Genomic DNA, 945 nt, shown 5'->3' with positions numbered 1-945 from the left:
TTTGCTGGATTCCATTCGCCTTGCTTAAGATTGCTGGCAAGCAACCATGGCTCCCGTTCACGCCTGGCTGACTGTCGGCTGAGCTTACTTTTGGCGATTGAGCCGGTCACTCGTTGATGCTTGCGGCCCTTGGCTGAATGTCGCACGCAGTACAAATCGATCAGGTGCGGAGCGCTACGTGTCATCTCGACCCGGCCAATCGACTTGGGTGACGAGGTGGCCAACGCATACAAATTTTTCACGGGCAGCCACTCATTTTCGTCACCACGATATAGCTCACGATTTCGTATGCGAGCCACGTAGTACCAGCCCTGCGCAGCCACTGCTTTCATCCATGGTCGCCGGAAACCTGCATCGGTAACCATCACTGGAACACATCCATCGGGCAGTAGTTCAGCCAGTGTTTTGAGCAGGCGGTTTTGATATTTTGGGCAACCCTCGCGCTCATGAACACTTTCATAAATAGGAAATGAGCGCCCCGCCAGCGGTATCGCGGCTCTCAACAAAAAAGCATTACCGGGAGCATCAATTCGGGACCAGTCAACCAAGATTAATGGGTGCTTCACCGACCCCAGCAATGCCCGCAGGATCACCCAGTAGAACAGCGGGCGCTCTGCTCTGAGGTGTTGATTGCCCAGCAACCGATCAACCCGCTTGATCGCATGTTTGGGAAACGCCTGACCTGGCATAAAACGTCCGAGCCCTGTCAGCGTCAAGCGGCGGCCTTGCAGTAACGAACTGACACAACTCATCAGTGTTGTCAGGCGACGAGAATGGATTGAAGGCAGTGCTTGAGCGAGCGCTCTGTGTAAAAATCGGATGGCTTGCATGGGTCGGGGATCTTGTTTTTGTGTGGTGCAAACCAAGTTGCCGACTCATGCAGGCTTCTTCAATAATTCCAACTTCTTGATTTTTCGTAAGAAAAATCGGGGATTCCTCAGGGTC

At 53.1% G+C, this 945-nt stretch carries 1 protein-coding gene; it reads right to left on the bottom strand.

Annotated features, from left to right (window positions below):
- Positions 1–830: IS4 family transposase (locus AOA59_RS00175; RefSeq protein WP_143522716.1), on the bottom strand; the 830-nt coding region annotated here is incomplete at its 3' end.
- Between the last annotated feature and the right edge of the window lie 115 nt (positions 831–945).

It is taken from the genome of Pseudomonas sp. 2822-15, from assembly GCF_002742515.1.
GTDB classification, from domain to species: domain Bacteria; phylum Pseudomonadota; class Gammaproteobacteria; order Pseudomonadales; family Pseudomonadaceae; genus Aquipseudomonas; species Aquipseudomonas salomonii.
This window is presented reverse-complemented; position numbering and strand designations above follow the sequence as displayed.